Raw genomic sequence first — 17,860 nt, 5'->3', positions numbered from 1 at the left:
AGGAGGACACAGCTGTGAATTATAAAATAAGTTATCTCCTTGACGAGTATGCAGGGCAAAAAATTGCGCTCTCTTTGGCTCAACAAATAACCGATCTTTCGCAACGAGAATTAGTGACACAACTTTCGACAATAGGCGGAGAAGTTCAACAGAATACCGTCAGTATTCCAAACCTTTCCGCAAATGAATGGGGAAAACAACTTTTTCAACAACGTCAAGTGATTTATAGCGAAACAGAAAGACAAGCACTTATTTTTTTGCTCACTTATTCAGAAATCGAAGAACTATCGGTGTATCATTACCAAAATTTTTTAGACGTTTCGAAAGGCACTATTTTAGCGGATATCAAAAAAGTACGACACCAACTAGCAACTGAAAACATTGCTTTATCCTACGAACGAAAACGAGGGTTTTACCTAGAAGGAGATGAATTTCGGATTCGTCGTTTCGGGAAAAATTGGCTTGCCCGCCTCTTACAACAAAAGTCGGGCACCTTCGCTTTATTTTGCTGGCTCAGTCAGCATCAAATGAGCCAATACGCAAAAATACGTGACGGCATTCAATTAGCCGTCCAGGAAGCACAGCTTCAACTGGTACCCAGCAGATTAGATGAAATTAGTTACTTTCTTGCTTTTTCTCAAAAAAGATTAGGCAAATATAAAACAGTCGTCTGGCCTGAGAACCAGTTAATTCAGTCCTTACGCGCTTATCCCGTCAGTCGTCGTATTTTAAGTGATTTAGTTGGGCCAGTGGCGAATGTAGAAACTGAGAGTCTTTTTTTCACGATTTGTTTAATGACAGCCTTGCAAGGAGAATTGCGAGATACGAAGTTAGAGTTTTTATTAGATATTTCTGGTGAAATTATTCGGAAAATGGAATTATTGGCCGTCGTTCAATTTGAGCAGCCTCGTGAATTGCTCATGAATGTGTATTATCATCTGGTTCCTGCCTATTTTCGGATTAACTATGGCTTTTACTTGCCGAATGTTTTAATCAAGGATATTCGACAATCATATCGGTCGCTTTATCATCTTTGTGAACAAGCGTTAGCTCCTTTAGAAAAATTAACGAAACGGTCAATCCCGTCAGAGGAAATCGGTTTTTTTACCATATTATTTGGTGGAGAAATTTTCGGGCAAAAAAATGAACAGCGGCAAGAAAAGCTAAAAGCGCTAATTGTTTGTCCCAGTGGTATCAGTTCTTCGTTGATTTTGCAATCGGAATTGCGTCGGCTATTTCCAATGATTGAATTTAAAGAAACAAATGCGGTGAGGGAAATAGAGAATGTATCTGAAAAAAGCTATGACATCATTTTCTCAACGGTCCCTATTGAAACAGCCAAAAAGGTTTATCTTACCAAGCCCATTATGAGCTCTTTGGAGAAAAATCAATTGATGCACCAAGTTCAATCAGATTGGCTATTGCCAGGTATTTCCATGCCAGATGTTAAAGATATTTTAGATGCGTTAAAACCTTACATTTCCTTAAAAAAAGGAGTCACAGAAGCGCAGTTATATCGTGTCTTGCATCGTAAAATGAACAAAATTTTAGAAAAAGAGGAGGATCTGCGTCCAATGTTATCGGAATTATTAACAACAGAAACAGTCCAAGTCCTGCCTGAAGTTGCAGACTGGCGAGCGGGAATTACAGAAGCTGCCAAGCCGTTATTAAAAAATGGCAGTATTACGGAAAAGTACATTGATGCAATGATTCAAAAAGTCGAATCGTTTGGGCCATTTATCCATATCTGTCCAGACGTAGCATTGCCTCATGCGCGACCAGAAGATGGCGTTAATCAGTTAGGCATGTCATTACTAAAAATCCAAAAAAGTGTCGATTTATTAGAAGATCCTAAGCATGAAATTCACCTTTTTATTTGTTTAGCTGCTTCAGATAACGAAACACATTTACGGGCCTTATCTAGTCTGACAAAAATTCTATCAAAAAAAGAATCATTACATCGCTTAGTGGCGGCTGAAACCGTCCCAGAAATACTATCAATTATCCAAGAAGGAGAGAAATAAGATGAAGATTTTTACAGTTTGTCAAAGTGGTTTAGGAACAAGTTTTATGGTGCAAATGAATATCCAACAAATTTTAGAGGAAGTCGGTGTTGATACAGATAATTTTCAAATTGATCACACAGATGTCGGGAGTGCCAGTGGCGATATGGCTGATTACTTCTTTGTCGAAAAAACATTGCAAGATGCTTTAGGGTCAATTCCTGCTGAAAAAATCATTCCTTTAAATGCGATTATTGATTACGATGAAACGAAGGAGAAAGTCTTGAAAGTTTTAGATGACAATGGCATTGCACATCAATAAGAAGGAGGAAAAACATGGAAACTTTATTGAATTTATTTGTTTCAATTGTTAGCCAGCCAGCGATTCTGGTTTCATTAATTGCTTTGTTGGGATTAGTTTTACAGAAAAAGAAATTTTCTGATGTTGTTCAAGGAACGTTGAAAACATTCGTCGGCTTTTTAGTTTTAATTGGTGGCGCAGGGCTATTAGCGAATTCGTTAACGCCCTTTGCGGAGATGTTCCAAACCGCGTTAAATACACAAGGCGTGGTGCCTAGTAATGAAGCAGTTGTAGCGATTGCCTTGCAACAATATGGGACACCAACTGCTCTGATTATGTTGGTGGGCATGGTTGTTAATATTCTGTTGGCGCGTTTTACACGTTTTAAATATATCTTTTTGACAGGTCAAGCGATGATGTACGTTTCGTGTTTGACAGCCGTTATTTTAGTGGGGGCCGGTTTTAGCGTTAGTTTGCCAATGATTCTTTTAGGTGGTTTATTTGAAGGAACTTTATTAACAGTGACACCTGCTCTTTGTCAGCCCTTTATGAAACAAATTACTGGAAATGATAAAGTAGCAATGGGGCATACAGGGAATATTGGTTATGCGGCAAGTGGCTTTATTGGAAAAGTCTTTGGGAATAAAGAAAAGTCAACGGAAGATATTAAAATTCCTAAAAGTTTTGGTTTTTTAAGAGACTCAACCATCTCAATTATGATTTTGATGTCGATTGTCTATGTGATTTTGGCTTTGCTGGCTGGGACAGGCTATGTCGAGCATGAGTTAAGCAATGGCGAAAATGCGATCATCTTTTCATTAATTCAAGCAGGAACCTTTACGGCTGGTTTCGTAGTGGTTTTACAGGGTGTGCGGATGGTTTTAGGAGAAATTGTGCCAGCTTTCCAAGGAATTGCTAAAAAATTAGTGCCTAATTCTAAACCAGCACTTGATGTTCCCATTATCTTTCCTTATGCGCCAAATGCTGTCTTGATTGGGTTCTTTGTGAGCTTTATTGTGGGAACTATTTCAATGTTAGCGATGGTTGGTCTGAATACCACCGTGATTATACCAGGCGTTGTCGGGCACTTTTTCTGTGGTGCCGCGGCAGGCGTTTTTGGAAATTCCACAGGGGGACGTCGGGGAGCGATTTTAGGGGCTGCGTTTAATGGCTTATTAATTAGTTGGTTACCGTTATTCATTTTACCAGTCTTGGGTGATCTACAGTTAGCATCCTCAACGTTCGCGGATACGGATTATTTAATCCCAGGCCTATTTTTAGGCAAATTAGGTGAGGCAGGTCCGAGTCTTTTAGTAGGAGGAATCATTGCTTTTGTAGTGGTTGTCCTTTTGGCTAGCGCTGTTTTGACTATGCGGGAGAAAAAAGTCGCCGAAGAAAACTAAGTGTTTTGTTCTAAAAAGGCAAGTGGGACAGAAGTCGTTTTGACTTCTGTCCCATTTGCCTTTTACCATTGTTCTTGGATAAATTGTGCAATTTGTTTCCGCGCTTGTCGTCCTTCTGGCAAGTATTGTTTCATTGCGAAAACGTGTTGCATGCCAGGCACCAATCGGCAAGTATCTTGTGGTCGTGGCCCTAATTGTTTTAAAAATTGGTGATAGGAAGGGCAAAAAACTTCATGTGTGCCGCCCACGAAAAAAAGTGGCGGAAATTTTTGATAATCAAAGGACAAGCAATTTAAAGAAAGCGTGGAGTGATTGGCTGTGTCGTCAATCTCTTGGGCAATTAATTGTAAATAGTTCATGCCAATCATTTTGTCCTTTTTTTGATAACGTTTGGCAACGGGAATGTCTAAATGTCCATCTAACCAAGGAGAAATTAAAACAGCAGCTTTGGGTAAGCGTTCAGGGAAATCGATGGCTAAATTCTGCAATACGTTTAAAACCAATGTACCACCAGCAGAATCACCTAATAAAATAACATCTTCGGGATCATAATGCTGTAAAATTTCTTGGTAAGCAGCATAGCAATGATTATAAATATCAGCAAAAGACTTATTTGGTGCTAATGGATATACAGGGATAAAATAATCTGTTGCAAAAGAGAGATCTTCAATTAGTTTATAACTAAAGTCTAATTGGCTATAGGCGAGATTCAATGTAAAGCCCCCACCATGCAGGTACAGTACAGCTTTCTTGGTAGGCGCAATAACGGAGTTTGACATGCGATACATCGTAGGAAATTGAGTCGTTTCTTGAAGAGGAAAAAGATGACGTAGATGTTTTGGCAAAGTTACTTGTTCATTTAATGATCGTTGCCAATGATAAAAAGCCTTGGTGACTTTCGAATTTCGTTCAAGTCGAGCAATTTGGGAAAGACGTAAAGAATCTTCAAAAAGACAGGCTTTTAAGGATTTTTGACGAGAACGTGCGTGAAACAAATATGTGCTAGCTAACAACAAACCAATCGATTTCTTTTTCAATTAAGGCCCTCCGTTCAGCAAAAAGTAAATCATTTTTTCTACAGTATAACATTTTAAAAGTAGAACAACGAAATTTGTTGAAGGGATGAAAGGACGGTTTAAACGAATGTACGTATTTATTTGTGGTTGCGTAAAGTAAATGATTGTAGTAAATTAAATGAGATTAAGAGGTCCGGTGAATGGGCGCGTTCACGGCAAGGAGAGAAGTAGGATGACAAATAAAAAGGTTACAATTAAAGATGTTGCCAATGACTCAGGTGTCTCCATTACTACCGTTTCACAAATTTTAAACGGGAATGGGGCACGGTTTAGTGGGAAAACGGTCGAAAAAGTATTGGCTGCAAAAGAGCGATTAAACTATCAGCCCGACTATTTTGCGCAACGTATGGTGATGAAAAAAAGTAAGACGATTGGCGTAATCGTACCTGATATTACTAATCCATTTTTCGCGCAATTGATTCGAGGAATTGAAAGTGTTTTATACAAAGAAAATTTTATACTGATGTTATGCAATGCGGACCAAGATGTTACAAGAGAACATGAATATTTAACAGAGTTGATTCGTCGCAGTGTCGATGGTTTTGTGATTGCAAGTTCTGAAATTTCCAATCAAACGATTAATGAAACGCTACGTGCGAAAAAGATTCCATTTATTGTACTTGACCAAAAAAAAGCAGAAGGCTTTAGCGATGCTGTTTTGACAGACGATTATAGAGGTGGGCAACTAGCAGCAAAGCATTTACAAGAGCAACGACATAAACAGGTCGTCGTGGTAATGCCACCACATGCGCCAGTCAATATTCAGCAACGGTTAAAAGGTTTTTGTTCTGTTTATACGGAAAAGGTCCAGTTGATCGAAACAGAATTATCAAAAATCGGTGGCTACCAAGCTGTCCCCGAAATTTTAAAAACAGAGAGCACCGGAATTTTTGCTATCAATGATGAAATTGCTTTTGGTTTATATCGAGGATTAGCAGAAGCGGGCAAAAAAATTCCTGAGGATTATAGTATTATTGGTTATGACAATGTTGACATGTGCGAGTATGTTTCGCCGCCGCTAACAACAATTGCTCAACCTGTTTTTCAATTGGGGCAAACTACGGCGACTTTATTATTGGAAAGAATCCATCAGCCTGCAAAAGATTGGGAGGAGCAAACCTTGCCTGTCCAACTGATTGAACGATTTTCGACAGCACCCTTGAAATAGCTTTCAAGGTGTGCTATATTTTTGTTGTGGAATTAAAACGTTTTACTAAAACGTTTTAATTAGAATGAAAAAATAAATTTTATTGAGGTGGATGAAAATGAACGCGGTTACAATTATCGGAAGTATCAATTTAGACACAACATTAAGAGTCAAAGAAATGCCAAAACCAGGCGAAACAATTCACGCCATTGAACATTTTACAGCAGGTGGTGGTAAAGGAGCAAACCAAGCAGTTGCAGCGAAACGTTCAGGCGCAGAAACATATTTTATTGGTGCTGTGGGAAATGATGGCGCTGGAGCTATGATGACTGATTTAATGAGTCAAGATGAAATTAATTTAACTGGGGTCACCACGTTAGAGAAAACAGCTACTGGCCAAGCCTTTATTATGGTAGATAACGCTGGTGAAAATAGCATTATGATTTACGCGGGAGCCAATAACGCCTTTACGCCAAAACAAGTCCAGGAACATCAAGAAATTATTGAAAAAAGTGATTTTGTGATTGCCCAATTTGAAAGTGCGATTGATAGTACGATTGCAGCGTTTAAAATTGCTAAAAAAGCAGGCGTCAAAACGATTTTAAATCCCGCACCTGCGTTAGAACAAGTTCCTGAAGAATTACTAAACGTGACAGATATGATTGTACCAAATGAAACAGAAACTGAAATTTTAACAGGCATTAAAATCACAGATGAAGCGAGTATGCGTAAAGCCGCAGAAGCACTTCATCAATTAGGGATTGAAGCAGTAATTATTACAGTAGGTAGTAAAGGCGCCTTTTATGACGTCAATGGACGAAGTGGTATTGTGCCTGCTTTTAAAGTGAAAGCGGTTGATACAACGGCTGCTGGCGATACTTTTATTGGCGCATTAAGTAGTATATTAGAAAAAGATTTTAGCAATTTGGAAGAAGCTATTCGTTATGGAAACAAGGCGTCCTCGTTGACTGTTCAACGTTTTGGAGCCCAACCTTCGATTCCTTATCAACACGAATTGGTAGACAAATAAAAAGGAGCGAGCGACATGAAAAAAACAAAAGTTATTAATTCAGATATTTCCCGCGTCATCGCACAAATGGGTCATTTTGATAAATTAAGTATTGGTGATGCAGGCATGCCAGTGCCTCGGACTACAGAAAAAATTGATTTAGCAGTTACCAATGGCGTCCCTAGTTTTATGGAAGTTTTAAACAATGTCCTTGAGGAATTGGCAGTTCAACGAATTTATTTAGCAGAAGAAATTAAAACAGAAAATCCTGACATGTTGACAGCAATTGAAACTCGTTTACCAGAAACTCCCATCAGTTTTATTCCTCATACAGAAATGAAACAAGAATTAAACAACTGCCATGCATTTATTCGGACGGGGGAAATGACTCCTTACGCAAATATTTTATTAGAAAGTAACGTTGTCTTTTAAACGAGAGAGGGGAAATAGAGATGAATGCGACTGCATTATTAATCGGTTTAGGACCGCTTCTAGGTTGGGGGCTTTTTCCAACAATTGCTTCAAAAATTGGTGGACGTCCGGTGAATCAAATTCTCGGTACCAGTTTAGGAACATTGATTTTTGCCGCTATTTTTTCAATGATTAATGGTTTGGCTTTTCCAGCGGGCATGGATTTATTCTTTTCAATTTTATCTGGTGTCGGTTGGGCCTGTGCGCAAATCATTACGTTTAAATGCTTCACGATGATTGGTTCATCACGTGCCATGCCAGTAACGACCGCGTTCCAACTTTTAGGTGCTTCTCTCTGGGGTGTCTTTTTCTTAGGAAACTGGCCAGGTGCGACAGCCAAATTGTTAGGCGCATTTGCCTTAGTGTTAATCATGATTGGTGCCAAAATGACGGTCTGGTCGGAAACGGAGTCCGCTGAGAGTGCTGGGATTATGAAAAAAGCAGTTCTTCTATTAGCCGTTGGTGAAATCGGCTATTGGGCGTACTCTGCAGCACCCCAAGCGACGGCAATTGATGGCATGCATGCCTTTTTACCACAAGCAATAGGCATGGTAATTGTCGCAGTTATTTACTCAGCAGTTGTCACTATTAAGGGTGGGGAAACATCCCCATTTATAGAAGCTGTTTCTTACAAACAAATTTTTTCAGGCTTTTTCTTCGCCTTTGCAGCGTTAACTTATTTAATTTCAGCGCAGCCAGATATGAACGGCTTGGCAACTGGCTTTATTCTATCCCAAACATCAGTTGTGCTTGCAACGTTGACAGGTATTTGGTTCTTAGGTCAAAAGAAAACAGCCAAGGAAATGACCGTAACGATTATCGGCTTAGTTTTGATTTTGGCAGCAGCTACGATCACAGTGATGATTTAAAAAAGTATTCAACGACCTATTATTCAGGGCGTTGAATACTTTTTTTTATTTGTTCTAAAAATAATGCAGCAGCTGTGGAAAGAACCGTATTTTTGCGCCAAATTAAACTAATTTTGGCTGTTAAAGCAGGATATAGCGGGATAAAACGTAAATTTGTTTGCTTTGTTTCTAGAATACCATCAATGCTTAGGGCGCTACCTAGACCAGCTTCTACCATCAGTGAAGCGTTGTAAAGTAAGTTGTAGGTCCCAACGATTCGGAACTGATCTAGACTTGCTTCGAGCCAATCAGAGAGTTGGCTCGGAACTTGTGCTTGTCGAGAAATAAATAAAGGTTCTTCTTTTAAATCGGCTGCAGTAATAACATTTTTAGTGGCTAAGGGATGGTTCTTTACAGTAATTAAGCCCCATGTATCTACAACTGGTAATGTTAAATAGCTATATTTTTGTTTAGGTGCAGGCTCAATAATTAAACCAAAATCTAATAATCCTTTGTCTAGCCGTTCTATTACATCATCTGCATTCCCACTGTATAAATGAAGGTGAATATCAGCTGAGTGCTGGCTTGTTATTTGTTGTAGTGCATTCGCTAAAAAAGACATAGCTTTTGTTTCGCCACCACCAATCGTGATTTCGCCATTAATGAATTCATTTTGCGACAAGTTGGTGACTGTTTTATTCGCTAAGCTTAAAATATCTTGCCCTTGTTTAGCTAAATATTCTCCTTCAGGTGTTAGTTGTATTTGTCGATTTCCTCGTATAAATAATGTCACGCCTAATTCTTCCTCTAATTCTTTTAATTGCTTAGATAACGTTGGTTGTGATACATGCAATTGTTTGGCTGCGCCACTAATCGTTTTTTCTTGGACCACTGCTAAGAAATAGTGAATCACTCGTAATTCCATTACTTTCCCTCCTATAACTAAAACGCATACTTATCTATTTATTATAAGTATTAGACAGAGGAGTTGTCACGTATTACGATAAATTTAGCAAAAGGAGGCGATTAGGAATGCTTATAAAAAATCTCCAAGAACTAATTGCAACAGGTAGCATTGATAAAGATGAACCACTATTTCAACTTATTCATCAGATTCAAGAGGAAAATAGTCGCTATTTAATAGAATTAAATCAACAAGCCTATACACATAATGAAGTAAGGAATCTTCTTGCCACGATTATCCAAGACAAAATTGACGAAACCGTTACGATTTTATTGCCTTTTTATACAGATTTTGGACGCAATATACATTTTGGTAAAAATATTTTTATTAATCGGGCAGCTATGTTTGTTGATTTAGGGGGCATTATAATTGAAGACAATGTTTTAATTGGTCCGCGCGTTAATCTCTTAAGTGTCAATCATCCGGAACTGCCAATGAAACGGCGAGGCGTATTGCTAGCACCAATTACCATTAAAAAATTTGCGTGGTTAGGCGCGGGTGTCACTGTTTTACCAGGTATTACGATTGGTGAAAATGCTATCGTAGCAGCTAATGCGACTGTAACTAAAGATGTGCCAGCTAACGCTATTGTTGCAGGAACACCAGCTAAAATTATTCGTTGGATTCAGGAAGATAAGGAGGAAATATAATGAAATCATTATCAGAAAAAGTTATTGTTATCATGGGCGCTTCCAGTGGCATCGGTGAGGCAACAGCCCGTTTACTTGCCAGAAAAGGAGCGAAGTTAGTCATTGCAGCACGTCGACAAGAACGTTTAATTGCTATAAAAAAAGAACTTCCTGAAGCAACGATTCTCGTGCAACAAGCAGATGTAGCGAAAGAAGAGGAAGTTCAGCGTGTAATCAAGCTTACAATGGAAAAATATGGACGAATTGATGTTCTTTTTAACAATGCAGGAGTTATGCCAACGGCGCCTCTTATTGAAGCACCAAAAGGAGAATGGCGTCAAATGCTAGATATTAATATTATGGGTGTTTTAAATGGCATTGCGGCAGTTCTTCCAATTATGGTTGAACAAAAATCAGGGCAGATTATTGCTACTGATTCTGTGGCAGGACATGTCGTTTATCCAGATTCGGCTGTCTACTGTGGAACAAAGTTTGCTGTTCGAGCAATTATGGAAGGATTGCGACAAGAACAAAGAGAGAATAACATTAAATCAACGATTATTTCACCAGGTGCTGTACAAACAGAACTTTATCAAACAATTTCTAATCGAGTAGTAGCTGAAACGTTACATCTAGAACAGTTAAGTTGGGGCTTAAAGGCGGAAGACATTGCGCAAGCAGTGGTCTTTGCCATAGACACGCCAGATCGTATGTCAATCAGTGAAATGGTTGTTCGCCCGACCACACAAACGATTTAATTTAAAAAGTATTCCTAGAAAGGAATACTTTTTTAAATCGTGATTGTTCGTTTTTTACAGAATTTAGAATTTGATATTTACTTATTTGTTGGTTTATTATATGATTAAACACGTTGTTTCATTAATAAATTGAATATTTTACGAACATTGTAAAATATTTAGATTTTAGGAGGACGGAACATGAAAGAAAAAATAAGTTCATATTTTGAACTTGAACAATTGAATACGAATATGAAACGAGAAATGTTAGCTGGTTTCACCACATTTATCTCAATGGCGTATATTTTGTTCGTTAATCCAACCGTACTTGGTGCTTCTGGCATGGACGAAGGCGCTGTTTTTACTGCCACCGCTTTAGCGAGTGCCTTAGGTTGTATTTTAATGGGTGTGTTGGCGAAATATCCGATTGCGACAGCACCAGCTTTAGGAATTAATGCATTCTTTGCTTATTCAGTCTCTGTTGGTATGGGGATTCCTTGGCAAACGACATTAGCAGGCGTTTTTGTGGCTTCATTGATATTTATTTTAATTACAATTTTTAAATTACGCGAGCTAATTATTGATGCAATTCCGGCAGACTTGAAATTTGCCATTTCAGGTGGGATCGGGTTGTTTATTGCTTTTCTTGGTTTAAGCCAAGGTGGCTTAATTGTGGCTAATGATGCGACACTCGTTGGCTTAGGACCTTTGAACGTTGGCTCAACGTGGGTCACCATTGTCGGTTTGGTCGTAACTGCAATTCTGTTAGTTCGTCGAGTGCCTGGTGGTATTTTTATTGGGATGGCGATTTCAACGATTGTTGGTTTAGCGACAGGCGTTATTCCAATGCCTGATAAGATTATTTCAAGTGCGCCAAGTTTAGAGCCAACATTTTTAGTGGCGTTAGGACATGTGAAAGATATCAATACGATTCAAATGTGGGTCGTGGTTTTAACGTTCCTATTAGTAACATTCTTTGATACGGCTGGTACGTTGGTGGGCTTAGCCAATCAAGCAGGTTTTATGAAGGACAATAAAATGCCGCGTGTGGGGAAAGCTTTAGCCGCTGATTCAACAGCGATGTTAGCTGGTTCTCTACTAGGGACATCGCCAGTTGGCGCGTATGTCGAATCATCTGCGGGGATTGCTGTGGGTGGTCGTTCAGGAATCACAGCTATTACAACCGGGATTTTATTTATTTTCAGTTTGCTATTTTCTCCTTTGTTAGCAGTTGTCACTTCGCAAGTTACGGCACCAGCGTTGATTATTGTTGGTGTTTTGATGGCACAATCCTTAAGCAAAATTAAATGGAACGAGATGGAAATTGCGATTCCTTCCTTCTTAATCTTGTTAGGAATGCCGTTGACATACAGCATTTCAGATGGGATTGCCTTAGGCTTTATCTTCTATCCAATTACAATGATTGCGGCAAAACGCGGGAAAGAAGTTTCGCCAATTATGTATGGCTTGTTCTTTGTTTTTGTCGGATTCATGTGGATCCTGAATGCGCAATAAGCAAGAGAGAAAGTTATCAAATAGTTGATTCATAAGACAATGAACTTATGAATCAACTATTTTTTTCGACTAAGCACTAGAAAAACGCCCCTTATTTGATGTATAATTTGCAAAGACATTGACCTGTGAAGATACAGGAACAGAGAGGAATTAATTGAGTGAAGTATACAGAAATTATGGTTCGCTATGGCGAATTATCAACTAAAGGAAAAAATCGTAAAACGTTTATCATGCAGTTAGCACAAAATGTGAAACGTGCGTTAGCTGATTTTCCAGCATTGAAAATCCATGCAGATCGAGACAGAATGCATATTTTATTAAATGGGGAAGATAGTGAAGAAGTGATTCCGAAACTAAGTAAAGTGTTTGGAATTCAAAATTTTTCGCCAAGTATTCGTATTGAAAAAGAAATGCCAGCGATTCGTGCAATGGTTCAAGAGGTTGTTCGGGAAGTTTATACGCCAGGTAAGACGTTTAAAATTACTGCTAAACGCTCAGACCATTCATTTGAACTTGATTCAAATGGCTTGAATCAAGAATTAGGTGGGGCTGTTATTGAAGCCATTCCGGAAATTCAAGTACAAATGAAAAAGCCTGATATTAACTTAAGAATTGAAATTCGTAAAGATGCGGCGTATTTATCTTATGAAACGATTCGCGGTGCGGGTGGATTGCCAGTGGGCACCAGTGGTCGTGGTATGTTGATGTTGTCAGGAGGCATTGATTCACCAGTTGCTGGTTATTTAGCTATGAAACGTGGCGTGGAAGTGGAAGCTGTCCATTTTGCTAGTCCGCCTTATACAAGTGAACAAGCGTTACAAAAGGCTAAAGATTTAGCTGAAAAATTAGTCCCTTATGTAGGAACTATTCAATTTATTGAAGTGCCCTTTACAGAAATTCAAGAAGAAATAAAACGAGTTGTTCCCCAAGGCTACTTAATGACCATTACACGACGTTTAATGTTACGCTTAACAGATGCAATTCGTGAAATGCGGAAAGGTTTAGTCATTATTAATGGTGAATCGTTAGGACAAGTGGCTTCGCAAACACTTCAAAGTATGGTAGCAATTAATGAGGTTACCTCAACACCGATAATTCGACCCGTTGTTTCAATGGATAAGACAGAAATTATCGAAATTGCCGAAAAAATTGACACGTTTGAATTAGCCATCCAACCCTTCGAAGATTGTTGTACAATTTTTGCGCCACCGCAACCTAAAACACGACCTCGTTTGGATAAAGCGCAAGATTATGAAGCGCGCTTAGACTTGGAAGGTTTAATGGCTCGGGCCTTAGAAGGACTCAAAATTACAGAGATTTCAGCAGAAACAGCGAAAGATAAACAAGAAGACGAATTTGCAGATTTCCTATAAGAAATAAATACAGTGACGGTCGCTTAGACGTCACTGTATTTATTTTGTACTTATTTCACAAACAAGTTGCTCGGAGAGGGGAACCGTGATAAACTGAATATGTGAAGTAGGTAACAAGGAGGACAGAGGATGGAGAAAAAAATGCCTAAAGCAACGGCAAAACGTTTGCCGGTTTATTTACGTTATTTAAAAATGTTAGGGGATTCTGGTGTTAAACGCATTAAATCACGAGAGTTTAGTGAAATGATCCAGATTCCTTCTGCAACGATTCGGCGTGATTTTTCCCACGTTGGTGAACTGGGCCGAAGCGGTTATGGTTACGATGTGCCGTATTTAATTGAGGTATTTAGTAATATTTTAAATACGCAAGAAGAAAAAAGAATTGCTCTGATTGGTTGTGGCAATTTAGGCAAGGCATTATTAAAAAATAATTTTAGACGCAACGAGAATTTGAATATTGTCTGTGCTTTTGATAATGATTCAGCTTTAGTTGGCACCACGATTAATGGGTTATTAGTTCATGATATGTCTGAGTTAGAAGCATTCGTTCGACAAGAAGGGGTCACGGTAGCCATTTCTACAGTACCAAGTCACCATGCCCAAAAAGCCATCGACAAAATTGTACAAGCGGGTGTGACTGCGATTTTAAATTTTGCGCCAGACCGTGTCAGTGTGCCAGCCAACGTTAGTGTGCAGTATATTGATTTAACAACGGAACTGCAAACACTGATTTATTTTAATGAAACTTTTTCACTAGCAAATAGCTCAAAGCAATAAAATTGTCTTCATAAAAATCCTCTACTATACTTATTATTGAAAGTGGAAAAGGAGGATTTCAGAATGAATGTTACAAGAAAAGGGCACGTATTAGAATTGACAGGTGAACAGCCTAAAGTTGGCACAAAAGCCCCCGTCTTTTCTTTGAAAAATTTAAACAACCAAGAAATCAACTTGGCAGATTATAAAGGTAAAACGGTTTTAATTAGTGTGGTTCCTGATATCGACACACGTGTTTGTTCACTGCAAACGAAACGTTTCAATCAAGAAGCGGCGAAATTAGAGGGTGTTCAGATTATCACGATTTCCAATAACACAGTTGAAGAACAAGCAAATTGGTGTGCCGCTGAGGGTGTCGAAATGGAAATGCTTCATGATACTGAAGACTCATTTGGTGCAGCTTATGGTTTGTATATTCCAGAAATGGGCCGTTTAGCACGTGCTATTTTTGTGATTGACCCAGAAGGAACGTTAGTTTATGAAGAAATCGTCTCAGAAGTTTCGTCGGAACCCGATTATCAACAAGCGTTAGAAGCTGCAAAAAAAGTGTAATCCCTCTAGATTACAAATTGACTTTGCTTGCGCTTCATTGTAGAATGAAGCAAAGACAGCGAACAAGAGGAGTATCATTGGCGTCGTTTTAGAGAAAAAGTCGTTCAGGTGCAAGACTTTTACACAACCAGTGAGAAGGTAGCTTGTGAGTCAATGGTTTGAACACAGTACGTTAGTAGAACGATTCGTTTCGTGAACGTTATCTCACGAATGAGTGGCATTTGAATGAATTCAATTCAAATGCAATTTAGGTGGTACCGCGTAAATAAGATGAATCTACGCCCTAAAATACGAAAGTATTTTAGGGCGTATTTTAGTGTTTAGCCCAAAAAAACTCATTTGTAAAATAATTACCGCTCCAAATCGCGTATTTTAAGAAAGAAGGGGAAAAAATGTCAGAAGAAAAAAACTTACCAACGAAATATCAACCGACAGAAATCGAAGCTGGCCGTTATCAAAAATGGCTAGATCAAGATTTATTTAAACCAAGTGGCGACAAAAAAGCGAAGCCCTATTCAATTGTTATTCCACCACCTAATGTAACAGGGAAGCTACACTTAGGACATGCTTGGGATACAACATTACAAGATATGATTATCCGCCAAAAAAGAATGCAAGGCTTTGATACGTTATGGCTGCCAGGAATGGACCATGCCGGAATTGCCACGCAAGCAAAAGTAGAAGAGAAACTAGCGCAACAAGGAATTTCACGTTACGACTTAGGTCGTGAAAAATTTGTTGATCAAGTGTGGGAATGGAAAGAAGAATATGCTTCTCACATTCGTGAACAGTGGGCAAAAATGGGCCTTTCTTTAGATTACAGCCGTGAACGTTTTACTTTAGATGAAGGGCTATCTGAGGCCGTTCGTAAAGTGTTTGTCTCTCTTTACGAGAAAGATTTGATTTACCGTGGTGAATATATCATTAACTGGGATCCAAAAGCGAAAACAGCATTGTCTGATATTGAAGTAATCCATAAAGATATTGAAGGAGCTTTTTACCACATGAGCTACCCATTATCAGATGGTTCTGGCGTTGTTGAAATTGCGACAACGCGTCCTGAAACAATGTTGGGAGATACGGCGATTGCGGTCCATCCAGAAGATGAACGGTATCAAGAACTTATTGGTAAGACAGTTGTCTTGCCATTAGTAGATAAAGAAATTCCAATTATTGCAGATGACTATGTAGATATGGAATTTGGAACAGGGGTTGTAAAAATCACACCTGCCCATGATCCAAATGACTTTGAAGTCGGTAATCGTCATGACTTACCTCGAGTAAATGTTATGAACGAAGACGGCACGATGAATGAACTGGCTGGAAAATACGAAGGAATGGATCGTTTTGCTGCACGTAAAGCGATTGTCTCTGACTTGAAAGAACTAGGTCGCTTAATTAAGATCGAAACAATGAATCACAGCGTGGGCCATTCAGAACGAACAGGCGTTGTCGTGGAACCACGTTTATCGACCCAATGGTTTGTAAAAATGGGACCATTAGCTGAAAAAGCAATAGAAAATCAAAAAACAGAAGACGCTGTTGAATTTTATCCACCACGCTTCAATCAAACATTTTTACGTTGGATGGAAAATATTCATGACTGGGTTATTTCGCGACAATTATGGTGGGGCCATCAAATTCCTGCTTGGTATCACAAAGAAACGGGCGAGATGTATGTTGGGATGGAAGCACCAGCCGACAGTGAAAACTGGGTTCAAGATAGTGACGTCTTAGATACATGGTTTAGTTCTGCTTTATGGCCATTTTCAACGATGGGTTGGCCAGATGAAGCAAGCGAAGATTATCAACGTTACTTCCCAACAAGCACATTAGTTACTGGCTATGATATTATTGCCTTTTGGGTAAGTCGTATGATTTTCCAAAGCTTAGAGTTTACAGGCGAACGTCCCTTCCAAAATGTCTTAATTCACGGCTTAATTCGTGATGAGCAAGGACGCAAAATGAGTAAATCATTGGGGAATGGGATTGATCCAATGGATGTCATCGAAAAATATGGCGCAGATGCGTTACGTTGGTTCTTATCAAATGGTTCAGCTCCAGGTCAAGATGTTCGTTTTAGTTATGAAAAAATGGATGCTTCTTGGAACTTTATCAATAAGATTTGGAATGCAAGTCGTTTCGTTATCATGAATGTAGAAGGTATGACTGCTGCAGATATTGACTTTAGTGGTGAAAAGACTGTCGCTGATCGTTGGATTTTAACGCGCTTAAACGAAACAGTCGCCCGTGTGACAGAATTATTTGATCGCTTTGAATTCGGTGAAGCAGGTCGCCAATTATACAACTTCATCTGGGATGATTTCTGTGATTGGTATATTGAAATGAGTAAAGAAATTCTTTACGGAGAAAATGAAGCAGCTAAACAAACAACACGGAGCATCTTGGTGTACACATTGGATCAAATCTTACGCTTATTGCATCCAATTATGCCGTTTGTCACAGAAGAAATTTGGGAAAAAATTCCGCATCAAGGTGAGTCATTGGTTGTGGCAGAGTACCCAGTTGTTCATGAAGAATTTAACGATGAAGCAGCAGCTCGAGGAATGGAAGTTCTGAAAGAAGTCATTCGTTCGGTTCGGAATATTCGAGCAGAAGTGAATACACCACTTTCTAAACCAATTACCTTGTTAATTAAAACAAACGATACAGAAGTAGAAGAATTTTTAACAGCTAATACTAGCTACTTAGAACGCTTCTGTAATCCAGAGGAATTAGTCATCAGCCGTGAAATAGAAGCGCCAGAATTAGCCATGTCCGCTGTATTAACAGGCGCAGAACTATTCCTACCATTAGCTGGGTTGATTAATATCGAGGAAGAAATTGCTCGCTTAGAAAAAGAATTAGACAAATGGACAAAAGAAGTCAAACGTGTGCAAGGCAAACTTTCAAATGAACGTTTTGTGTCAAACGCACCAGATGAGGTCGTGGAAGCAGAACGTGCAAAAGAAAAAGACTACCTTGAAAAACAAGAGGCTGTCAAAGAACGGATTGCCCAATTACGTTCAATCTAAAAAAGAAAAGACAACAAAAC

16 protein-coding genes and 1 other annotated feature are annotated in these 17,860 nt (G+C 38.9%); of the genes, 14 read left to right on the top strand and 2 right to left on the bottom strand.

Annotated elements, in window-relative coordinates; genetic code table 11:
• The first annotated feature begins 14 nt into the window (after positions 1–14).
• The 3 genes from IGJ20_RS11585 to IGJ20_RS11575 are packed head-to-tail and all read left to right on the top strand — an operon-like array spanning position 15 to position 3,707.
• Positions 15–2,024 carry a BglG family transcription antiterminator gene (locus tag IGJ20_RS11585; RefSeq protein WP_048941992.1) on the top strand — a complete coding sequence of 670 codons (2,010 nt, stop codon included), beginning with the start codon at positions 15–17 and terminating at the stop codon, positions 2,022–2,024.
• Between the two features lies 1 nt (position 2,025).
• Positions 2,026–2,325 (top strand): PTS sugar transporter subunit IIB, encoded by a 300-nt coding sequence (locus tag IGJ20_RS11580; protein WP_002367331.1) that lies wholly within the window; start codon positions 2,026–2,028, stop codon positions 2,323–2,325.
• A gap of 14 nt (positions 2,326–2,339) precedes the next feature.
• Positions 2,340–3,707: a PTS ascorbate transporter subunit IIC gene (locus IGJ20_RS11575; protein WP_002355097.1), complete on the top strand. Its 1,368-nt coding sequence runs from the start codon at positions 2,340–2,342 to the stop codon at positions 3,705–3,707.
• Between the two features lie 62 nt (positions 3,708–3,769).
• Here the strand turns inward: IGJ20_RS11575 and IGJ20_RS11570 are convergent, their stop codons facing one another.
• Entirely contained in the window at positions 3,770–4,744 is a 975-nt protein-coding gene (locus IGJ20_RS11570) for an alpha/beta hydrolase (RefSeq protein WP_430605230.1), read from the bottom strand.
• A 211-nt stretch (positions 4,745–4,955) separates the two neighbouring features.
• Here IGJ20_RS11570 and rbsR point away from each other — a divergent pair, with 211 nt between their 5' ends.
• From rbsR to rbsU, 4 genes are all read left to right on the top strand, one after another.
• Positions 4,956–5,951 (top strand): ribose utilization transcriptional repressor RbsR, encoded by a 996-nt coding sequence (gene rbsR / locus IGJ20_RS11565; RefSeq protein WP_002365271.1) that lies wholly within the window; start codon positions 4,956–4,958, stop codon positions 5,949–5,951.
• A 91-nt stretch (positions 5,952–6,042) separates the two neighbouring features.
• Positions 6,043–6,960 (top strand): ribokinase, encoded by a 918-nt coding sequence (rbsK, locus tag IGJ20_RS11560; protein ID WP_002397614.1) that lies wholly within the window; start codon positions 6,043–6,045, stop codon positions 6,958–6,960.
• Positions 6,961–6,975: 15 nt separating this feature from the next.
• Complete coding sequence (rbsD, locus tag IGJ20_RS11555) at positions 6,976–7,371, top strand: D-ribose pyranase (RefSeq protein WP_002375705.1); 396 nt, start codon at positions 6,976–6,978, stop codon at positions 7,369–7,371.
• A 20-nt stretch (positions 7,372–7,391) separates the two neighbouring features.
• A complete protein-coding gene (gene rbsU, locus IGJ20_RS11550; RefSeq protein WP_002355103.1) occupies positions 7,392–8,279 on the top strand; it encodes a ribose/proton symporter RbsU in 888 nt (295 codons plus the stop codon).
• Positions 8,280–8,298: 19 nt separating this feature from the next.
• Here rbsU and IGJ20_RS11545 read toward each other — a convergent pair whose 3' ends face one another.
• On the bottom strand, positions 8,299–9,183 hold the full coding sequence (locus tag IGJ20_RS11545) for a LysR family transcriptional regulator (RefSeq protein ID WP_126254854.1): 885 nt from the start codon (positions 9,181–9,183) through the stop codon (positions 8,299–8,301).
• Between the two features lie 107 nt (positions 9,184–9,290).
• Here IGJ20_RS11545 and IGJ20_RS11540 point away from each other — a divergent pair, with 107 nt between their 5' ends.
• From IGJ20_RS11540 to IGJ20_RS11510, 7 genes are all read left to right on the top strand, one after another.
• Positions 9,291–9,872, top strand: a complete 582-nt coding sequence (locus IGJ20_RS11540) for a DapH/DapD/GlmU-related protein (RefSeq protein WP_126254855.1) — start codon at positions 9,291–9,293, stop codon at positions 9,870–9,872.
• A complete protein-coding gene (locus IGJ20_RS11535) occupies positions 9,872–10,609 on the top strand; it encodes an SDR family oxidoreductase (RefSeq protein ID WP_126254856.1) in 738 nt (245 codons plus the stop codon). The genes IGJ20_RS11540 and IGJ20_RS11535 overlap by 1 nt, the downstream gene beginning before the upstream one ends.
• Positions 10,610–10,789: 180 nt before the next feature.
• Positions 10,790–12,103: an NCS2 family permease gene (locus IGJ20_RS11530; protein ID WP_002355107.1), complete on the top strand. Its 1,314-nt coding sequence runs from the start codon at positions 10,790–10,792 to the stop codon at positions 12,101–12,103.
• A gap of 158 nt (positions 12,104–12,261) precedes the next feature.
• Complete coding sequence (gene thiI, locus IGJ20_RS11525) at positions 12,262–13,476, top strand: tRNA uracil 4-sulfurtransferase ThiI (RefSeq protein ID WP_002359156.1); 1,215 nt, start codon at positions 12,262–12,264, stop codon at positions 13,474–13,476.
• Positions 13,477–13,605: 129 nt separating this feature from the next.
• Entirely contained in the window at positions 13,606–14,253 is a 648-nt protein-coding gene (locus IGJ20_RS11520) for a redox-sensing transcriptional repressor Rex (protein ID WP_033596681.1), read from the top strand.
• Positions 14,254–14,316: 63 nt separating this feature from the next.
• Positions 14,317–14,805 (top strand): thiol peroxidase, encoded by a 489-nt coding sequence (tpx, locus tag IGJ20_RS11515; RefSeq protein WP_126254857.1) that lies wholly within the window; start codon positions 14,317–14,319, stop codon positions 14,803–14,805.
• Between the two features lie 49 nt (positions 14,806–14,854).
• Positions 14,855–15,094: a binding site (T-box leader), on the top strand.
• 103 nt (positions 15,095–15,197) lie between these two features.
• Positions 15,198–17,840, top strand: a complete 2,643-nt coding sequence (locus tag IGJ20_RS11510) for a valine--tRNA ligase (RefSeq protein WP_002375712.1) — start codon at positions 15,198–15,200, stop codon at positions 17,838–17,840.
• Positions 17,841–17,860 lie beyond the last annotated feature (20 nt).

It is taken from the genome of Enterococcus sp. DIV0294, assembly GCF_050558155.1.
Classification (GTDB): Bacteria; Bacillota; Bacilli; order Lactobacillales; family Enterococcaceae; genus Enterococcus; species Enterococcus faecalis.
The sequence above is the reverse complement of the archived record's forward strand: the minus strand, read 5'-3'. Positions and strand labels throughout refer to the sequence as shown.